Here is a 16,892-nt window from a genome sequence, read left to right on the forward strand (position 1 = left end):
GCTGCCGGAAGGCACCGAAATGGTGATGCCGGGCGACAACGTTCAGATGAGCGTTGAGCTGATCGCGCCGATCGCCATGGAAGAAGGTCTGCGCTTCGCGGTCCGTGAAGGCGGCCGCACCGTCGGCGCCGGCGTGGTCTCCAAGATCATCGAGTAAGTGCAAAAAAAATCGGCCAGGGCCTTGCCCTGGCCTTTTTTTGTCTCTACAATTTGCGCCCTCTTTGCCGGTAATGCCGGCTAGAGAGCGCGATCAACCGGGGCATCGTTCCCGGGCTTGTTTTGACACCCACCACCTTCCGGACGGACAGGTTGGGCGGGCTTTTTGCCATCTAAAGAATGGTTCGAAACAGTCTGGAGTTTGTTAGCTATGGCTAACCAAAGAATCCGCATCCGTCTCAAGGCCTTTGATCATCGCCTTATTGATCAGTCCGCCCAGGAGATCGTGGATACGGCAAAACGGACGGGTGCGCAGGTACAGGGGCCCATTCCCCTGCCGACGCGCAAAGAACGGTTTACGGTGCTGATCTCTCCGCATGTGAACAAAGATGCACGAGACCAGTACGAGATCCGCACTCACAAGCGGCTGGTGGATATCGTCGAGCCCACGGACAAGACCGTGGACGCGCTGATGAAGCTGGATCTGGCCGCTGGTGTGGACGTGCAGATCAGCCTGGGATAACTGGCCTGAGACAACAACGGGCGGTTCAACCGCGACAGGTTGTGAAGAGGTAAACAATGGCGATTGGTGTAATCGGTCGAAAATGCGGGATGACCCGGGTATTCACTGAGGAAGGTATCAGTGTTCCGGTCACCGTCATCGAAGTGACCCCGAACCGGGTGAGTCAGGTCAAGACCGACGAGACAGATGGCTACGAAGCCGTGCAGGTAACGGTGGGTGAGCGCCGGGCCAACCGGGTGACCAAGCCGCAGGCTGGTCATTTCGCGAAAGCGGGTGTTCAGGCCGGCCGCAAGGCGGGTGAATTCCGCGCCGAGGCGGGCGAGCTGGAAGCCGGCTCCGAAATCACTCTGGAGATTTTCGAAGCAGGTCAGTCCGTGGACGTGACCGGCACCTCCAAGGGTAAGGGTTTCGCGGGCGGCGTGAAGCGTTGGAACTTCCGCACCCAGGATGCCACTCACGGTAACTCCCTGGCGCACCGCGCTCCGGGTTCCATTGGCCAGAACCAAACCCCGGGCCGCGTGTTCAAGGGTAAGAAGATGGCCGGTCATCTGGGCGCCGAGCGCGTCACGGTCCAGAATCTGGAGATCGTGCGCGTGGATGCGGAAAAGAATCTGTTGCTGGTAAAGGGTGCCATCCCCGGTGCGGCCGGTGGTGATGTGATCGTGCGCCCGGCAGTGAAGGCGAAGGCCTGAAAGAGGAATAGAGGATGAATCTCAATACTGCCTCTGGAGGTACCGTAACCGTTTCCGAAGTCGCCTTCGGCAAGGACTTCAACGAGCCTCTGGTTCATCAGGTTGTGACCGCTTTTCTGGCTGGTGCCCGTCAGGGTTCCAAGGCCCAGAAAAATCGCGCCGCGGTAGCTGGCGGTGGTCGCAAGCCTTGGCGGCAAAAGGGAACCGGTCGGGCTCGCGCGGGTACCATCCGCAGCCCGCTGTGGCGTGGCGGCGGCAAGACGTTCGCCGCGGAGCCCCGCGATTTCTCCCAGAAAGTGAATCGCAAAATGTACCGTGGCGCGCTGCGCTGCATCCTTTCCGAGCTGGTGCGTCAAGAGCGCCTGGTGGTGGTCGACGAGTTTTCCGTCGATGCGCCGAAAACCAAGGCGGTGGCCACCAAGCTGAAGGATCTGTCCATCAGCAGCGCGTTGATCGTCACCAGCGACGTGGACGAGAACCTCTACCTGGCGGCGCGCAATCTGCCCAAGGTGGACATCCGCGACGCCAAGGGCGTGGATCCGGTCAGCCTGATCGCCTTCGAGAAAGTGCTGATCACCGTGCCGGCTCTGAAACAGCTTGAGGAGGCGCTGGCATGAACAGAGAACGTATCTTTAACGTCCTTCTCGCGCCGCATATCTCCGAGAAAGCCACCCTGGTGGCCGATCAGGGCAATGCCTTCGTGTTCAAGGTGGCGAAGGACGCCAACAAGCTGGAAATCAAGAAGGCCGTGGAAAGCCTGTTCGACGTGAAGGTGCAGTCCGTTCGCACCCTCAACGTCAAGGGCAAGCAGAAGTTCTTCGGTCGGGTTGCCGGCAAACGCGCGGGCTGGAAGAAAGCCTATGTGTCCCTGGCGGAAGGTCAGGACATCGACTTCCTGGGCGCAGAGTAAGGTAAGGGAGTAAGGAATCATGGCGATTGTAAAAACCAAGCCGACTTCCCCGGGCCGCCGCTTTGTCGTCAAGGTGGTCAACGCGGAGCTCTACAAAGGGGCTCCGTACGCGCCGCTGCTGGAAGCCAAGAGCAAGAGTGGCGGTCGTAACAACAACGGCCGCATCACCACCCGCCATAAAGGCGGTGGCCACAAGCAGAAGTACCGTCGCATCGACTTCCGTCGTGACAAGGAAAGCGTCGCGGGCGTGATCGAGCGGGTCGAGTATGATCCGAACCGCTCCGCGCACATCGCCCTGGTCAAGTACCTGGACGGCGAGCGCCGCTACATCCTGGCGCCCAAGGGCCTCAAGGCCGGCGACCACGTCCAGGCCGGCGAAGATGCGCCGATCAAGACCGGTAACGCGCTGCCGCTGCGCAACATCCCGCTGGGTTCCACCGTGCACAACGTGGAAATGAAGCCTGGCAAGGGTGGCCAGCTGGCCCGCTCCGCCGGTGCCGCGGTACAGGTTCTGGCAAAGGATGGTGGTTACGTGACCCTGCGTCTTCGCTCCGGTGAAATGCGCAAGGTGAGCGCCGAGTGCAAGGCCACCATCGGCGAAGTCTCCAACAGCGAGCACAGCCTGCGCTCGCTGGGTAAGGCCGGCGCCAAGCGCTGGCGGGGTGTTCGTCCGACCGTACGCGGTGTGGCGATGAACCCGGTGGATCACCCGCATGGTGGTGGTGAAGGCCGCACTTCCGGTGGCCGTCACCCGGTTACCCCCTGGGGCGTGCCCACCAAGGGCCACAAAACGCGTACCAACAAGCGCACCTCCAAGATGATTGTGCGCGACCGTCGTAAGTAAGGGATAGAGAGAGGTTCAGGCTGTGCCACGTTCACTGAAGAAAGGTCCGTTTCTGGATCACCACCTGCTCAAGAAGGTGGAAGAAGCGGTGGAAGCCGGCTCCCGCAAGCCGATCAAAACCTGGTCCCGTCGCTCCATGATCATCCCGGAGATGGTGGGTTTGACCATCGCGGTGCATAACGGCCGTCAGCATGTTCCGGTACTGATCACCGAGCACATGGTGGGCCACAAGCTGGGCGAATTCGCCCTGACCCGCACCTACCGCGGGCACATCGTGGACAAGAAGGCTAAGCGATAAGGTGACAGCCATGGCGACTGAAGTTGCAGCCCGTCTGCGGGGCGCAAGAATTTCGGCTCAAAAGGCCCGGCTGGTGGCTGACCAGATCCGCGGCCTCGAGGTGGAGAAGGCGTTGAATGTTCTCGCCTTCAGCCCCAAGAAGGCGGCCCGCATTGTGAAGAAGGTGCTCGAGTCCGCGATTGCCAACGCGGAAAACAACGAGGGCGCCGACGTGGATGAGCTGAAGGTATCCACGATCTTCGTGGATGAAGGCATGACGATGAAGCGTATCCGTCCGCGCGCCAAGGGCCGCGCCGATCGCATTCTCAAGCGTACGTGCCACATTACTGTGAAAGTCTCGGAAGGTCAGGAGTAACCAGATGGGTCAGAAAGTTCATCCGATCGGTATCCGCCTGGGCATTGTCAAGGAGCACAACTCCCTCTGGTATGCCGGGCCGAAAACCTATTCCGACTGCCTGGTTACCGACCTGCAGGTGCGTGAGTACCTGTTCAAGCGGCTGAAGAACGCGTCCGTGAGCCGGGTGAAAATCGAACGTCCTTCCGAGAACGTTCGTATCACCATCTCCACCGCGCGTCCCGGCATCGTGATCGGTAAGAAGGGCGAGGATGTGGAACGCCTGCGCCGCGATGTGGCCGCCAAAATGGGCGTGCCGGTGCATATCAACATCGAGGAAGTGCGCAAGCCCGATCTGGATGCTCGTCTGGTGGGCGACAATATCGCCGGTCAGCTGGAGCGCCGGGTCATGTTCCGCCGCGCCATGAAACGTGCCGTGCAGAACGCCATGAAGGCCGGCGCCGAAGGTGTTCGCGTGCAGCTGTCCGGTCGTCTCGGCGGCGCCGAGATCGCCCGTACCGAATGGTACCGCGAGGGCCGGGTGCCGCTGCATACGCTGCGTGCCGATATCGATTACGCAAGCGTCCGTGCCGAGACCACATACGGCACCATCGGCGTCAAGGTCTGGATCTTCCGCGGTGAAGTGCTGGGTGGCATGGAGCAGATTCAGGAAGAGCAGAAGCAGCAGGCCAAGGGCGCTAAGAAGCGCGGCCGTGGTTAAAGGGTAACTAACGATGTTGCAGCCGAAGCGTACGAAATTCCGGAAAATTCAGAAGGGCCGTAACCGCGGTCTGGCACAGCGGGGCAATAAGGTGTCTTTCGGCACCGTTGGTCTGCAGGCCACCGGTCGCGGCCGGATCACCGCGCGCCAGATCGAAGCGGCGCGGCGAGCCATGACCCGCCACATCAAGCGGGGCGGCAAGATCTGGATCCGCGTGTTCCCCGACAAGCCGATCACCCAGAAGCCGCTCGAAGTGCGGATGGGTAAAGGTAAGGGTAACGTCGAGTACTGGGTGGCTCAGATTCAGCCGGGCCGCATGCTCTACGAAATGGAAGGTGTTTCTGAGGACGTGGCGCGCGAGGCGTTTCGTCTTGCCGCGGCCAAGCTGCCGATCAGCACCCGCGTTGTGACTCGGACGGTGATGTAAGCCATGAAAGCGAGTGAACTGAGAGATAAGAGTGTTGAGGAGCTGCAGAACCACCAGCTCGAGTTGCTTGAAGAGCAGTTCAAGCAGCGCATGCAACTGGCATCCGGGCAGCTTTCACAAACCCATCAGCTTGGGAAGGTTCGCCGTGATATTGCACGGGTGAAAACCATTCTGAGAGAGAAGCAGGGTAACTAGTCATGGCAGAGGCGAAAGAGAAACTGCGCCGGACCGCTACCGGCAAGGTGATTTCCAACAAGGGTGACAAGACGATCACCGTGTTGGTCGAGCGCCGGGTTCAGCACCCTATTTATGGCAAGATCATCAAGCGCTCCACCAAGCTGGTGGCGCATGATGAACAGAATCAGTGCAACGAAGGCGACCTGGTGACGATCGAGGAATGCCGTCCGTTGTCCAAGCGTAAAACCTGGATGCTGGTAAACGTGGTGGAGCAGACCAACAAGGTCTGACCGACGTTGCTGTGGCTGCCTGCAGGGCAGGAGTTGGAGAGAGTAAGCGATGATTCAGACCGAAACCATGCTCGAAGTCGCCGATAACAGCGGCGCGCGTCGAGTGCAGTGCATCAAGGTGCTGGGTGGTTCCCACCGCCGCTATGCAGGCATTGGTGACATCATCAAGGTCACAGTAAAGGAAGCGATTCCGCGCGGCCGCGTCAAGAAAGGCGACGTGATGACCGCGGTGGTGGTACGCACCCGTCGCGGCGTGCGTCGTCCGGACGGCTCCGTGATCCGTTTTGATGAAAACGCCGCCGTGCTGTTGGGCAACAACAAGGCGCCGGTAGGTACCCGGATCTTTGGACCGGTGACCCGTGAACTGCGTACCGAGCAGTTCATGAAAATCATCTCACTGGCACCGGAAGTTCTTTAAAGGCGGGTGAAGGCAAATGCTCAAGATCAAGCGTGATGATGAAGTCATCGTAATCGCGGGCAAGGACAAGGGTAAGCGCGGCAAGGTACAGCGTGTGCTGCCCAACGGCCGCCTGATCGTGGCCGGAGTGAACGTGGTGAAGAAACACGTGCGCGCCAATCCTAACCGCGGAATCCAGGGTGGCATCGTGGAACAGGAAGCCGGTATCGACGCTTCCAACGTGGCCATCTGGAATGCCAAGGCAGAGAAAGCCGATCGAGTCGGCTTCCGTGTCGAGGACGGCCGCAAGGTACGTTTCTTCAAGTCCAGCGGCGAACCGCTGGACGCGTGAGGACAGGTGAACCATGAGTGATCTGAAGAAGGTTTACAACGAAGAGATCGTGCCGAAGCTCAAGGAGCAGTTCGGTTACGACAACGTCATGGAAGTGCCGAAAATCACCAAGATCACCCTGAACATGGGTGTCGGTGAAGCGGCCGCGGACCGTAAGGCCATCGAAGGTGCCCTGTCCGACATGACCGCGATCGCCGGCCAGAAGCCGCTGGTCACCAAGGCGCGCAAGTCCGTGGCGGGTTTCAAAATCCGCGAGGGCTGGCCGATTGGCTGCAAAGTGACGCTGCGTAACCGTCGCATGTACGAGTTCCTGGAACGCCTGGTTTCCGTGGCGATTCCTCGGGTACGCGACTTCCGTGGTCTCAACCCCAAGTCCTTTGATGGCCGGGGTAACTATTCCATGGGCCTGCGCGAGCAGATCGTGTTCCCGGAAATTGATTTCGACAAGGTCGATAAGCTGCGTGGTCTGGATATCACCATCACCACCACGGCCAAGACCGACGACGAAGCACGCGCGCTGCTGCGCGCCTTCAACTTCCCGCTGAAGGGCTGAGAGGATTTGTCATGGCAAAGGTCTCTATGAAAAATCGGGAGGCGAAGCGCGCCAAGCTGGTTCAGCGTTACGCCGCCAAGCGCGAAGCGCTGAAAGCGATCATCCAGGATCCCAACGCCGAACCCGAGGCGAAATGGGATGCTCAGATCCAGCTGCAGAAACTGCCGCGCGACTCCTCCCCGGTACGCCAGCGTAATCGCTGCCGGATCACCGGTCGTCCGCACGGTTATTACCGTAAGTTCGGTTTGAGCCGCATCAAGCTGCGCGAAGCAGCGATGCGTGGCGACGTCCCCGGTCTGGTCAAGTCCAGCTGGTAAGCAAGGTTAAAGCGGAGCGATTGCGGCATGAGCATGCAAGATACCCTGGCGGATATGTTTACCCGTATCCGCAATGCGCAAATGGCCCGGAAGAGCAAGGTGGATATCCCCTCTTCCAGAACCAAAGAGGCCATTGCCAAGGTACTGAAGGAAGAAGGTTACATCGAAGGGTTCGCGGTGGACGGTGAGAAGAAACCGACCCTGACCGTGGAGCTTCGGTATTTCGAGGGCCAACCGGTGATCGAGAAGATCGCCCGGGTGAGCCGCCCCGGCCTGCGCGTGTACAAGAGCGCCGGCGAGATCCCCAAGGTCAAGGGCGGCCTCGGCGTGATGGTCGTGTCCACCAACCAGGGCATCATTTCCGATCGCGCGGCGCGCCAGGCCAACGTTGGCGGCGAGCTGATCTGCGAAGTGTCCTGACGGTGAGCGGTGTAGACGGGTTTAGGTGCAACAATGTCTAGAGTAGCGAAGAATCCGGTTAAACTGCCCAGCGGCGTCGAGCTGAAAATCGACGGCGCCAAGGTGTCCGTGAAGGGCAGCAAGGGCAATCTGGAGCACGAAGTACACGAGCTGGTGGAAGTGTCTTTGGACGACGGTGTATTCACCGTCAAGCCGCGCGAGGAATCCCAGGAAGCCTGGGCGCTGGCCGGCACCACCCGGGCCGTGGTCAACAATATGGTCACCGGTGTTTCCGAGGGCTTCGAGCGCAAGCTGGTCCTCAACGGTGTTGGTTACCGGGCCCAGGCCCAGGGCAAGACCCTGAACCTGACGCTGGGCTTCTCCCATCCGGTGGCCTACGCGCTGCCCGAGGGCATCACCATCGAGACGCCGACGCAAACCGAAATCGTCATCAAGGGCATTGATAAGCAGCTGGTTGGTCAGGTTGCCGCCAATGTCCGTGGTTTCCGTCCGCCCGAGCCTTACAAAGGCAAGGGGGTGCGCTATGCCGACGAGCAAGTGCGCCGTAAGGAAGCCAAGAAGAAATAATCGTTGAGACTAGAGCCATGATGGACAAGAAAGTTGCACGTCTGCGCAGGGCCAAACGTACTCGCTTGAGCATTCGCGAGTCCGGCCAGATCCGTCTGTCCGTACATCGCACCCCGCGCCACATCTATGCACAGATCACCAGCGCGGCCGGTGACCAGGTTCTGGTTACGGCGAGCACGGTGGAAAAGGACCTGCGTGGCGGGGCGACCGGCAATGCCGACGCCGCCGCCAGAGTGGGCGAACTGATCGCGAAGCGCGCCAAAGAGGCGGGCATCGAGCGCGTCGCCTTTGACCGTTCCGGTTTCCGTTACCACGGTCGTATCAAGGCGCTGGCGGATGCCGCGCGCGAAAACGGGCTTGAATTCTAAGGGTGCTTGGTTATGGCGAAAGTTGATCCCAACGAAGGTCTCCAGGAGAAGCTGGTTCAGGTGAACCGGGTCGCCAAGGTAGTAAAAGGCGGCCGTATCTTCGGCTTCACCGCGCTGACCGTGGTAGGCGACGGCAAGGGTAAAGTAGGCTTCGGCCGTGGCAAGGCGCGGGAAGTGCCGGCCGCGATCCAGAAAGCTCTGGAAGCCGCCCGTCGCAATATGATTCAGGTGGACCTGAAAGGCACCACCATTCAGCACCCGATCAAGGCCAACCATGGCGCCTCCAAGGTGTACATGCAGCCCGCCGACGACGGTACCGGCGTGATCGCGGGTGGCGCCATGCGCGCCGTGCTGGAAGTGGCCGGCGTACAGAACGTACTGGCCAAGTGCTATGGTTCCACCAATCCGGTGAACGTGGTGCGAGCCACTTTCAACGGGCTCAAGCAAATGTCCTCCCCGGAATCCGTGGCGGCCAAGCGTGGCAAGTCCGTTGAAGAGATTCTCGGCTAAGCGCACACAGACGGAAGCTTAAACATGGCTGACAAGATCAAAGTAACCCAGGTTAAAAGCACCAACGGCCGGCTCGAAGGCCACAAGGCCTGTGTGCGCGGTCTCGGGCTGCGCCGCATCGGTCACACCGTGGAAGTTGAAGATACGCCTGCGGTGCGCGGCATGATCAACAAGGTCGCGTACCTGGTACGGGTAGAGGGAGAATAAGCGATGCGTCTGAATGATCTGCATCCGGCCGACGGTTCCCGTCCGGAAGAGAAGCGGGTGGGCCGTGGCATTGGCTCCGGTCTGGGCAAGACCGGCGGTCGTGGCCACAAAGGTCAGAAATCCCGCTCCGGCGGCACCGTGAAGCCCGGTTTCGAAGGCGGCCAGATGCCGCTGCAGCGCCGCGTGCCCAAGTTCGGCTTTACTTCCAAGCTGGCCATGGCCACCGCCGAGGTGCGCCTCGAGGAGCTGGCCAAGGTGGAAGGCGACGTGGTCGACCTGGACACCCTGAAGAAAGCCGGCGTTGTCCGCGCGGACAAGAAACGCGCCAAGATCGTGCTGCGTGGCGGCATCGATCGGGCCGTGACCGTGCGCGGCCTGGCGATCACCAAAGGTGCCCGCGAAGCGGTGGAAAAGGCCGGCGGTAAAGTCGAAGAGTAACGGGGCGGGGTTATGGCCAAGAACCGTGCACAGACCTTGAAGAACAACACCGGGGCCACCGGCGGCGCCACCCGTGAACTGGGGCGCCGCATCGCGTTTCTGCTGGGCGCTCTGGTGGTGTTCCGTATCGGTGCGCATATTCCGGTGCCGGGGATGAACCCGGAAGCGTTGCAACAGATGTTCAACAATAACCGGGATACCATTCTTGGCCTGTTCAACATGTTCTCCGGTGGCTCGCTGGAGCGCATGAGCATCTTCGCGCTTGGCATCATGCCCTACATCACGGCAAGCATCGTGATTCAGCTGATGAGCGCGGTGGTTCCCAGCCTTGAGCAGCTGCGCAAGGAAGGGGAGCAGGGCCGACGCAAGATCACCCAGTACACCCGGTATCTCACGGTGGCGCTGGGCGCGATTCAGTCGTTCGGCGTGGTCGCCGGGCTGAAGAGCCAGGGCATCACCCTGCTGCCGGAGGCGGCCAGCACCCTGCAGGTGGCGAGCTTCTACTTCGTGGCGGTGAGCACCCTGGTGACCGGTACCGTGTTCCTGATGTGGCTCGGCGAGCAGATCACCGAACGCGGCATCGGCAACGGCATCTCGATGCTGATTTTCGCCTCCATCGTGGCGGGCCTGCCCGGCGCGGTGGCGCAGACCTTCGAGTCCGCCCGTCAGGGCGACCTGAGTCTGCTGGCCATGCTGCTGGTGTTCCTGGTGGCGGTGGCGGTGATCTTCGGCGTGGTGTTCGTCGAGCGCGGGCAACGCCGGATCACGGTGAATTACGCGCGGCGCCAGCAAGGTCGCCGGGTGTACGCGGCGCAACAGAGCCATTTGCCGCTCAAGGTGAACATGGCGGGTGTGATCCCGGCGATTTTCGCCAGCTCCATCCTGCTGTTTCCGGCGTCGCTGAGCCAGTGGTTCAGCACCAGCGATCCGGACTCCTGGTGGGGCCAGGCCCTGCGGGTGGTCAGTGACGCGTTGCTGCCTGGTACGCCGCTGTACATTCTGTTGTTCACCCTGGCGATCGTGTTCTTTTGCTACTTCTACACGGCGCTGGTGTTCAACCCGAAGGACGTGGCGGACAATCTGAAGAAATCCGGGGCCTACATCCCCGGGATCCGCCCCGGTGAGCAGTCCGCCCGTTATATCGATACGGTGATGGGCCGCCTTACGCTGATAGGCGCGGTCTATATGACCCTGGTCTGCCTGCTCCCGCTGGGCCTGCAGGCGGTGTGGAACGTGCCCTTCTATCTGGGCGGTACCTCGCTGTTGATCGTGGTCGTGGTGGTGATGGACTTCTGGTCGCAGGTGAATTCGCACCTGATGTCCACCCAGTACGAAAAATTGATGAAGAAGGCCAACCTGAAAGGGTATGGCGGCACCGGTCTGGTGCGTTAACGGCCCCCGGGCTACAGGTAAAACGAGGCGAGTGCGATGAAAGTTCAGGCTTCTGTGAAGAAGATCTGCCGCAACTGCAAGGTGATCCGTCGTAAGGGTCGAGTCATGGTGATCTGCAGTGCCGAGCCCCGGCACAAGCAGCGCCAAGGCTAAGGCGTTGTCGGGACAGAACTTCTTTCCTGGTATTTGGTTGAAATTCAGTCGGTGTGACGCTAGACTCTTCCGCCTTTCGGCGCCAGAGCCTGGCACTACCGCGTTGTGAATCGGAGATATTCGGATGGCCCGTATTGCAGGCGTTAACATCCCGGACAACAAGCATACGGTGATTTCCCTCACCTATATTTTCGGGATCGGCCGTACCAGTGCCCGCAAGATCTGCGAGCAGACCGGCATCGAGCCGACCATGAAGGTCCGTGATCTGTCCGGCGATCAGCTGGACGCGATCCGCGCCGAAGTGGCAAAGGTTTCCACGGAGGGCGATCTGCGCCGGGAAATCAACATGAACATCAAACGGTTGATGGACCTGGGCTGCAATCGCGGCATCCGTCATCGTCGCAGCCTGCCTCTGCGCGGGCAGCGCACCAAAACCAATGCCCGGACCCGCAAGGGCCCGCGGAAACCGATCCGCAAGTAAGTCCTGATTTGGATTGAGCAACATGGCTAAAGCGAAAAGAGACAGTGGCGCACGTCGGAAGAAGGTAACGCGGACCGTTGCGGACGGTATCGCGCACGTACACGCTTCTTTCAACAACACCATCATCACCATCACCGACCGGCAGGGCAACGCGCTGTCCTGGGCGACTTCCGGTGGTGCCGGCTTCCGTGGTTCACGCAAGAGCACCCCGTTCGCGGCTCAGGTAGCCGCTGAAAACGCGGGCAATGCCGCCAAGGACTACGGGCTGAAGAACCTGGAAGTGCGCGTGAAGGGCCCTGGCCCGGGCCGCGAGTCCTCTATTCGCGCGCTCAACGGCTGTGGCTACAAGATCACCCACATTCAGGACGTGACGCCGATTCCGCATAATGGTTGTCGTCCGCCCAAGAAGCGCCGCGTGTAACGGGAGATAGAGCAAGATGGCAAGATACATCGGTCCCAAGTGCAAGCTTTCCCGTCGTGAAGGCACCGACCTGTTCCTCAAGAGCGGCATTCGCCCTCTCGAGTCCAAGTGCAAGGCGGAACAGCCCCCGGGTCAGGCCGCCGGCGGTCGCCGTCCGGGCCGTCTGTCCGATTACGGCGTGCAGCTTCGTGAAAAACAGAAAGTTCGTCGTATGTACGGCGTGCTGGAGAAGCAGTTCCGCGGCTACTACAAGAAAGCCGCCCGTTCCCGCGGCGCCACCGGCGAGGTTCTGCTGCAGCTGCTGGAAGGCCGTCTGGACAACGTGGTGTACCGGCTCGGTTTCGGCGCCACCCGCTCCGAAGCGCGCCAGCTGGTCGCCCACCGCGCGATCCTGGTCAACGGTCGTAGCGTGAACATCGCCTCCTACCAGGTGGCACCCGGTGATGTGATCACCGTGCGTGAAAAGGCCAAGAACCAGTTGCGCGTGAAAAACGCCATGGAGCTGGCCCAGCAGCGCGGTTTCCCGACCTGGGTGGAAGTGGACGAGAAGAAGCTCGAGGGCACGTTCAAGGCCCGCCCGGAGCGCATCGATCTGCCGGCCGAGATCAACGAAAACCTGATCGTCGAGCTGTACTCCAAGTAAGGACTGCCTGAGGGATCTCTATGACCGCCGTGAACGAATTTCTCACGCCCCGCTCGATCGCGGTCAACGCGATCAGCGAGACCCACGCCAAGGTCGTACTGGAGCCGCTGGAGCGTGGTTTTGGCCATACTCTGGGCACGGCGCTGCGCCGCATCCTGCTGTCCAGCATGCCCGGGTGCGCGATCACCGAAGTGGAGATCGAGGGCGTACAGCACGAATACTCCTCCATCGAAGGGGTGCAGGAAGATGTGATCAACATCCTCCTCAACCTGAAGAACGTGGCCCTCAAAATGGAGGACCGCGAAGAGGCGACCCTGGAGCTGGTCAAGAAAGGCGCCGGTGAAGTGACCGCCGACGACATCCAGCGCGATCACAGCGTGGAGATCGTCAACCCCGGCCACCTGATCTGCACCATCACCGGTGACACCGAGCTGCGCATGCGCATGAAGGTGCGCAAGGGCCGCGGCTACGAAGCCGCCGATACCCGCCAGGCCGACGAAGACGAGACCCGCGGCATCGGCCGCCTGCAGCTGGACGCCAGCTACAGCCCGGTGCGTCGCGTGGCCTACGTGGTGGAAGCCGCCCGGGTGGAGCAGCGTACCGACCTGGACAAGCTGGTGATCGATCTGGAAACCGACGGCACCATCGATCCGGAAGAAGCGATCCGCCGCGCGGCCACCATCCTGCAGCAACAGATCGCCGTGTTCGTCGATCTCGAGCAGGATGCCAAGCCCGAGCCCAAGCAGGAACGCGAGGAAATCGATCCGATCCTGCTGCGTCCGGTGGACGATCTGGAACTGACCGTCCGGTCCGCCAACTGCCTCAAGGCGGAGAACATCTATTACATCGGTGACCTGGTACAGCGTACCGAGGTGGAACTTCTCAAGACCCCGAACCTGGGCAAGAAGTCCCTCACCGAGATCAAGGACGTGCTGGCTTCCAAAGGCCTGTCGCTGGGCATGCGCCTGGAAAACTGGCCGCCGGTCAGCCTCCGGGATGATGACCGGCTCAACACCAAGTTGCGTTAATCGATTTTAGGAACAGAACCATGCGTCATCGCAAGAGCGGCAGAAAACTGAATCGGAACAGCTCACACCGTCAGGCCATGTTCCGCAACATGGCGGTGTCGCTGTTTGAACACGAAGCGATCAAGACCACGCTTCCCAAAGCCAAGGAACTGCGTCGGGTGGCCGAGCCCCTGATCACCCTGGCCAAGGAAGACTCCGTGGCCAACCGTCGGCTGGCGTTCGACCGCACCCGGTCGAAGGAAATGGTCGGCAAGCTGTTCAATGAACTGGGCCCGCGCTACAAGGCGCGCCCGGGTGGCTACCTGCGTATCCTGAAGATGGGTTACCGGGCCGGCGACAACGCGCCCATGGCGTACGTCGAGCTGGTCGATCGCCCGGAAGGCGAAGCCGCCGAAGCCGAATAAGCCCGGCGGCCGTTCGCGGCCAGGGCTGAAACGAAACCCCCGTGCCGGAGACGGCCGGGGGTTTTGTTTTGCCTGGTCATGCGACCCCCAGGCCCGTTGTAGGAGCGACTTCAGTCGCGATTGGTGTTGGCGCCCGACTCGTCGCGACTGAGGCGGAATGGTGCCCAGCCGCTCCTACAGCGGGTTCGGCGCGGCCACCAGATGTTTCTCTGACGCATAAAAAACCCGGCGCCACCGAGGTGGGCCGGGCTCTTTATTGCCGGGAAGAGCGGGGCGATCAGGCGGCGTCGCTGCTCACCGATTGCCGGATCAGATGATCGAAGGCGCTCAGCGCCGCCTTGGCGCCTTCGCCCACCGCGATCACGATCTGCTTGTAGGGCACGGTGGTCACGTCGCCGGCGGCGAACACCCCGGGCACGGACGTTTCGCCGCGCTCATCGACCAGGATCTCGCCGTGCGGGGACAGCTCCACGGCGCCCTTGAGCCAGTCGGTGTTGGGCAGAAGGCCGATTTGCACGAACACCCCGGCCAGATCCACCCGGTGTTCGTCGCCGGTTTCGCGATCCTTGTAGACCAGACCATTCACGCGGCCGTTCTCGCCGGTGATCTCGGTGGTCTGGGCGCTCACCAGCACGGTGACGTTGGGCAGGCTGTGCAGCTTCTTCTGCAGCACGGCGTCGGCGCGCAGCTTGTCGTCGAACTCCAGCAGGGTCACGTGCTTGACCACGCCGGCCAGATCAATGGCCGCTTCCACGCCCGAGTTGCCGCCGCCGATCACCGCCACGTCCTTGCCCTTGAACAGGGGGCCGTCGCAGTGCGGGCAGTAGGCCACGCCCTTGCCCTGGTACTCGGCTTCGCCGGGCACGTTGATCTTGCGCCAGCGGGCGCCGGTGGCCAGCACCAGTGTCTTGGACTTGAGGCTGGCGCCGGAAGCGAATTTGACCTCGTGCAGGCCGCCCTCCTGGGCCGCCGGAATCAGCTGTTCGGCGCGCTGCAGGTTCATGATGTCCACGTCGTACTGGCGCACATGCTCTTCCAGGGCGCTGGCCAGTTTCGGGCCTTCCGTCTCGGCCACGGAGATAAAGTTCTCGATGGCGTTGGTGTCCAGCACCTGGCCGCCGAACCGTTCCGCGGCGACGCCGGTGCGGATGCCCTTGCGCGCGGCGTAGATGGCGCTGGCCGCGCCGGCCGGGCCACCGCCCACCACCAGGACGTCGAACGGGTCCTTGGCGTTGAGTTTCTCCGCGTCACGTTCCGCGGAACCGCTGTCCAGCTTGGCGATGATCTCTTCCAGGCCCATGCGGCCCTGGCCGAAGGGTTCGCCGTTGAGGAAAACGCTGGGCACGGCCATCACTTCGCGCTCTTCCACTTCATCCTGGAACAGCGCGCCATCAATGGCCACGTGCTTGATGTTCGGGTTCAGTACCGCCATCAGGTTCAATGCCTGGACCACGTCCGGGCAGTTTTGGCAGGACAGAGAGAAATAGGTCTCGAACTGGAAGTCGCCCTCGAGCGCCTTCACCTGTTCGATCACCTCTTCACTGGCCTTCGGCGGGTGGCCGCCTACTTGCAGCAGCGCCAGGACCAGGGAGGTGAATTCATGGCCCATGGGGATACCGGCGAAGCGCAGACTGATGTCGCCATCAATCCGGTTCAGGCTGAACGAGGGCGTACGGGCATCGTCGCCGTCATCGCGCAGGCTGATCTTGTCGGACATTGCTTCGATTTCGCGCAACAGCTCCAACAGCTCCCGGGATTTGTCGCCGTCGTCCAGGGACGCGACCATCTCGAACGGTTGCGTGATGCGCTCCATGTAGGACTGCAGTTGGGTTTTCAGGTTGGCGTCAAGCATGCCGGTCTCCATGACAATGAAAGGGGAGGGAAGCCCGGGCGCGGGGCCCGGGCGTCTTCACGCGTTGGGACGCGCTTAGATCTTGCCGACCAGATCCAGGGAAGGCGCCAGGGTTTCTTCGCCTTCTTTCCACTTGGCCGGGCATACTTCGCCAGGATGGGCGCGCACGTACTGAGCCGCCTTGACCTTGCGCAGCAGATCGGACGCGTCACGGCCGATGCCTTCGGCGGTGATTTCCACGGCCTGGATGACACCGTCCGGGTCGACGATGAAGGTGCCACGGTTGGCGAGGCCTTCGTCTTCACGCAGCACTTCGAAGTTACGGCTGATCGCGGCGGTCGGGTCACCGATCATGGTGTACTGGATCTTGCCGATGGTGTCGGAGCTGTCGTGCCAGGCTTTGTGGGTGAAGTGGGTGTCGGTGGACACGGAGTAGATTTCCACGCCCATCTTCTGGAACTCTTCGTAGTGGTCGGCCACGTCGCCCAGCTCGGTGGGGCATACGAAGGTGAAGTCGGCGGGGTAGAAGAAGAATACCGCCCAGTTGCCTTTCACATCAGCGTCGCTGACTTCGATGAATTCGCCATTCTTGAAAGCCTGGGCTTTGAACGGCTTGATTTCGGTGTTGATTACAGACATGTCTAGCTCCTTTTTCAGAGTGGTCAACGTGACACCCCCTAAGATAGGGGTGAAGGTGTGATTTTAATAATGGATTGCGGGAATAGTCATGATTGGTGTCACCTATCGTGAAACGGCGCGGATCAGCGGTCCGGATCCTCGTTCTCCTCCTTCTCCCGCAACACCACTTCCGCTTGGGTCATCCAGTCGTCGCCGAGTTCCCGCTGGACGTACTCGCGGATGAACTGGCGAACCTTTTGCGAGGGCGTGACGTCCTCCCGGGCGCACAGACGCTCGAACACGGCTTTCTTGCGGGGGTCGATCAACAGGGTAAGGCGGGCGGTACGTTTTTCCATGGCGGCAATGTTAATCTCATTAACATATGATGTAGGTTCAGTT

32 protein-coding genes are annotated in these 16,892 nt (G+C 61.2%); 29 read left to right on the forward strand and 3 right to left on the reverse strand.

The genetic code is table 11. The annotated features are described in order from the left end of the window. The 29 genes from HMJ39_RS04495 to rplQ form a co-directional block, all read left to right on the forward strand. The coding region (locus tag HMJ39_RS04495; protein ID WP_456061956.1) for an EF-Tu C-terminal domain-related protein at positions 1–157 on the forward strand (157 nt) is incomplete at its 5' end. A 210-nt stretch (positions 158–367) separates the two neighbouring features. Continuing rightward, entirely contained in the window at positions 368–679 is a 312-nt protein-coding gene (gene rpsJ, locus HMJ39_RS04500) for a 30S ribosomal protein S10 (protein WP_067612426.1), read from the forward strand. 56 nt (positions 680–735) lie between these two features. Beyond that, positions 736–1,371 (forward strand): 50S ribosomal protein L3, encoded by a 636-nt coding sequence (rplC, locus tag HMJ39_RS04505; RefSeq protein ID WP_194296451.1) that lies wholly within the window; start codon positions 736–738, stop codon positions 1,369–1,371. Between the two features lie 14 nt (positions 1,372–1,385). Beyond that, positions 1,386–1,988, forward strand: a complete 603-nt coding sequence (gene rplD / locus HMJ39_RS04510) for a 50S ribosomal protein L4 (RefSeq protein WP_161385823.1) — start codon at positions 1,386–1,388, stop codon at positions 1,986–1,988. Then, entirely contained in the window at positions 1,985–2,281 is a 297-nt protein-coding gene (gene rplW, locus HMJ39_RS04515) for a 50S ribosomal protein L23 (protein WP_161385824.1), read from the forward strand. The genes rplD and rplW overlap by 4 nt, the downstream gene beginning before the upstream one ends. 19 nt (positions 2,282–2,300) lie before the next feature. Then, the gene (rplB, locus tag HMJ39_RS04520; RefSeq protein ID WP_194296452.1) at positions 2,301–3,125 is read left to right on the forward strand and encodes a 50S ribosomal protein L2; all 825 of its coding nucleotides are present in this window, start codon (positions 2,301–2,303) and stop codon (positions 3,123–3,125) included. 22 nt (positions 3,126–3,147) lie between these two features. Then, the gene (gene rpsS / locus HMJ39_RS04525) at positions 3,148–3,423 is read left to right on the forward strand and encodes a 30S ribosomal protein S19 (RefSeq protein WP_067612803.1); all 276 of its coding nucleotides are present in this window, start codon (positions 3,148–3,150) and stop codon (positions 3,421–3,423) included. A 10-nt stretch (positions 3,424–3,433) separates the two neighbouring features. Next, a complete protein-coding gene (gene rplV / locus HMJ39_RS04530; protein WP_161385826.1) occupies positions 3,434–3,778 on the forward strand; it encodes a 50S ribosomal protein L22 in 345 nt (114 codons plus the stop codon). Positions 3,779–3,782: 4 nt separating this feature from the next. Beyond that, on the forward strand, positions 3,783–4,478 hold the full coding sequence (rpsC, locus tag HMJ39_RS04535; RefSeq protein ID WP_161385827.1) for a 30S ribosomal protein S3: 696 nt from the start codon (positions 3,783–3,785) through the stop codon (positions 4,476–4,478). 13 nt (positions 4,479–4,491) lie between these two features. Continuing rightward, a complete protein-coding gene (gene rplP, locus HMJ39_RS04540) occupies positions 4,492–4,905 on the forward strand; it encodes a 50S ribosomal protein L16 (protein ID WP_161385828.1) in 414 nt (137 codons plus the stop codon). Between the two features lie 3 nt (positions 4,906–4,908). Next, entirely contained in the window at positions 4,909–5,100 is a 192-nt protein-coding gene (rpmC, locus tag HMJ39_RS04545; protein ID WP_161385829.1) for a 50S ribosomal protein L29, read from the forward strand. Positions 5,101–5,102: 2 nt separating this feature from the next. Further along, a complete protein-coding gene (rpsQ, locus tag HMJ39_RS04550; protein WP_161385830.1) occupies positions 5,103–5,372 on the forward strand; it encodes a 30S ribosomal protein S17 in 270 nt (89 codons plus the stop codon). A gap of 49 nt (positions 5,373–5,421) precedes the next feature. Further along, positions 5,422–5,790 (forward strand): 50S ribosomal protein L14, encoded by a 369-nt coding sequence (gene rplN / locus HMJ39_RS04555; RefSeq protein WP_138770784.1) that lies wholly within the window; start codon positions 5,422–5,424, stop codon positions 5,788–5,790. Between the two features lie 16 nt (positions 5,791–5,806). Beyond that, positions 5,807–6,121 carry a 50S ribosomal protein L24 gene (gene rplX / locus HMJ39_RS04560; protein WP_161385831.1) on the forward strand — a complete coding sequence of 105 codons (315 nt, stop codon included), beginning with the start codon at positions 5,807–5,809 and terminating at the stop codon, positions 6,119–6,121. Between the two features lie 13 nt (positions 6,122–6,134). Continuing rightward, complete coding sequence (gene rplE / locus HMJ39_RS04565) at positions 6,135–6,674, forward strand: 50S ribosomal protein L5 (RefSeq protein ID WP_161385832.1); 540 nt, start codon at positions 6,135–6,137, stop codon at positions 6,672–6,674. 11 nt (positions 6,675–6,685) lie between these two features. Beyond that, positions 6,686–6,991: a 30S ribosomal protein S14 gene (gene rpsN / locus HMJ39_RS04570; protein WP_161385833.1), complete on the forward strand. Its 306-nt coding sequence runs from the start codon at positions 6,686–6,688 to the stop codon at positions 6,989–6,991. A gap of 27 nt (positions 6,992–7,018) precedes the next feature. Then, positions 7,019–7,411, forward strand: coding sequence for a 30S ribosomal protein S8 (gene rpsH / locus HMJ39_RS04575; protein WP_161385834.1), 393 nt, complete (start codon positions 7,019–7,021; stop codon positions 7,409–7,411). A gap of 33 nt (positions 7,412–7,444) precedes the next feature. Next, entirely contained in the window at positions 7,445–7,978 is a 534-nt protein-coding gene (gene rplF / locus HMJ39_RS04580) for a 50S ribosomal protein L6 (RefSeq protein ID WP_161385835.1), read from the forward strand. A 17-nt stretch (positions 7,979–7,995) separates the two neighbouring features. Beyond that, a complete protein-coding gene (rplR, locus tag HMJ39_RS04585; RefSeq protein ID WP_194296453.1) occupies positions 7,996–8,346 on the forward strand; it encodes a 50S ribosomal protein L18 in 351 nt (116 codons plus the stop codon). 12 nt (positions 8,347–8,358) lie between these two features. Then, complete coding sequence (gene rpsE / locus HMJ39_RS04590; RefSeq protein ID WP_161385836.1) at positions 8,359–8,856, forward strand: 30S ribosomal protein S5; 498 nt, start codon at positions 8,359–8,361, stop codon at positions 8,854–8,856. A gap of 24 nt (positions 8,857–8,880) precedes the next feature. Further along, a complete protein-coding gene (gene rpmD / locus HMJ39_RS04595; protein ID WP_138770791.1) occupies positions 8,881–9,063 on the forward strand; it encodes a 50S ribosomal protein L30 in 183 nt (60 codons plus the stop codon). A 3-nt stretch (positions 9,064–9,066) separates the two neighbouring features. Continuing rightward, entirely contained in the window at positions 9,067–9,501 is a 435-nt protein-coding gene (rplO, locus tag HMJ39_RS04600; RefSeq protein WP_161385837.1) for a 50S ribosomal protein L15, read from the forward strand. Between the two features lie 12 nt (positions 9,502–9,513). Continuing rightward, positions 9,514–10,893: a preprotein translocase subunit SecY gene (secY, locus tag HMJ39_RS04605; RefSeq protein ID WP_161385838.1), complete on the forward strand. Its 1,380-nt coding sequence runs from the start codon at positions 9,514–9,516 to the stop codon at positions 10,891–10,893. Positions 10,894–10,929: 36 nt separating this feature from the next. Continuing rightward, a complete protein-coding gene (gene rpmJ / locus HMJ39_RS04610; protein ID WP_008928865.1) occupies positions 10,930–11,046 on the forward strand; it encodes a 50S ribosomal protein L36 in 117 nt (38 codons plus the stop codon). Between the two features lie 124 nt (positions 11,047–11,170). Beyond that, positions 11,171–11,527 carry a 30S ribosomal protein S13 gene (gene rpsM / locus HMJ39_RS04615; RefSeq protein WP_161385839.1) on the forward strand — a complete coding sequence of 119 codons (357 nt, stop codon included), beginning with the start codon at positions 11,171–11,173 and terminating at the stop codon, positions 11,525–11,527. 22 nt (positions 11,528–11,549) lie between these two features. After that, positions 11,550–11,948, forward strand: coding sequence for a 30S ribosomal protein S11 (gene rpsK, locus HMJ39_RS04620; RefSeq protein WP_067609474.1), 399 nt, complete (start codon positions 11,550–11,552; stop codon positions 11,946–11,948). A 16-nt stretch (positions 11,949–11,964) separates the two neighbouring features. Further along, complete coding sequence (gene rpsD / locus HMJ39_RS04625) at positions 11,965–12,591, forward strand: 30S ribosomal protein S4 (RefSeq protein WP_161385840.1); 627 nt, start codon at positions 11,965–11,967, stop codon at positions 12,589–12,591. A gap of 20 nt (positions 12,592–12,611) precedes the next feature. Continuing rightward, positions 12,612–13,619: a DNA-directed RNA polymerase subunit alpha gene (locus tag HMJ39_RS04630; protein WP_161385841.1), complete on the forward strand. Its 1,008-nt coding sequence runs from the start codon at positions 12,612–12,614 to the stop codon at positions 13,617–13,619. Positions 13,620–13,639: 20 nt separating this feature from the next. Next, positions 13,640–14,023 (forward strand): 50S ribosomal protein L17, encoded by a 384-nt coding sequence (gene rplQ, locus HMJ39_RS04635; protein ID WP_161385842.1) that lies wholly within the window; start codon positions 13,640–13,642, stop codon positions 14,021–14,023. 277 nt (positions 14,024–14,300) lie between these two features. Here rplQ and ahpF read toward each other — a convergent pair whose 3' ends face one another. The 3 genes from ahpF to HMJ39_RS04650 form a co-directional block, all read right to left on the reverse strand. Next, positions 14,301–15,875, reverse strand: a complete 1,575-nt coding sequence (gene ahpF, locus HMJ39_RS04640) for an alkyl hydroperoxide reductase subunit F (RefSeq protein ID WP_194296454.1) — start codon at positions 15,873–15,875, stop codon at positions 14,301–14,303. 75 nt (positions 15,876–15,950) lie between these two features. Next, positions 15,951–16,514: an alkyl hydroperoxide reductase subunit C gene (ahpC, locus tag HMJ39_RS04645; RefSeq protein WP_161385844.1), complete on the reverse strand. Its 564-nt coding sequence runs from the start codon at positions 16,512–16,514 to the stop codon at positions 15,951–15,953. Positions 16,515–16,636: 122 nt separating this feature from the next. Then, positions 16,637–16,849, reverse strand: coding sequence for a CopG family transcriptional regulator (locus tag HMJ39_RS04650; protein ID WP_161385845.1), 213 nt, complete (start codon positions 16,847–16,849; stop codon positions 16,637–16,639). Between the last annotated feature and the right edge of the window lie 43 nt (positions 16,850–16,892).

Origin of the sequence: Alloalcanivorax profundimaris, from assembly GCF_015265435.1 — a bacterium.
GTDB lineage: Bacteria > Pseudomonadota > Gammaproteobacteria > Pseudomonadales > Alcanivoracaceae > Alloalcanivorax > Alloalcanivorax profundimaris.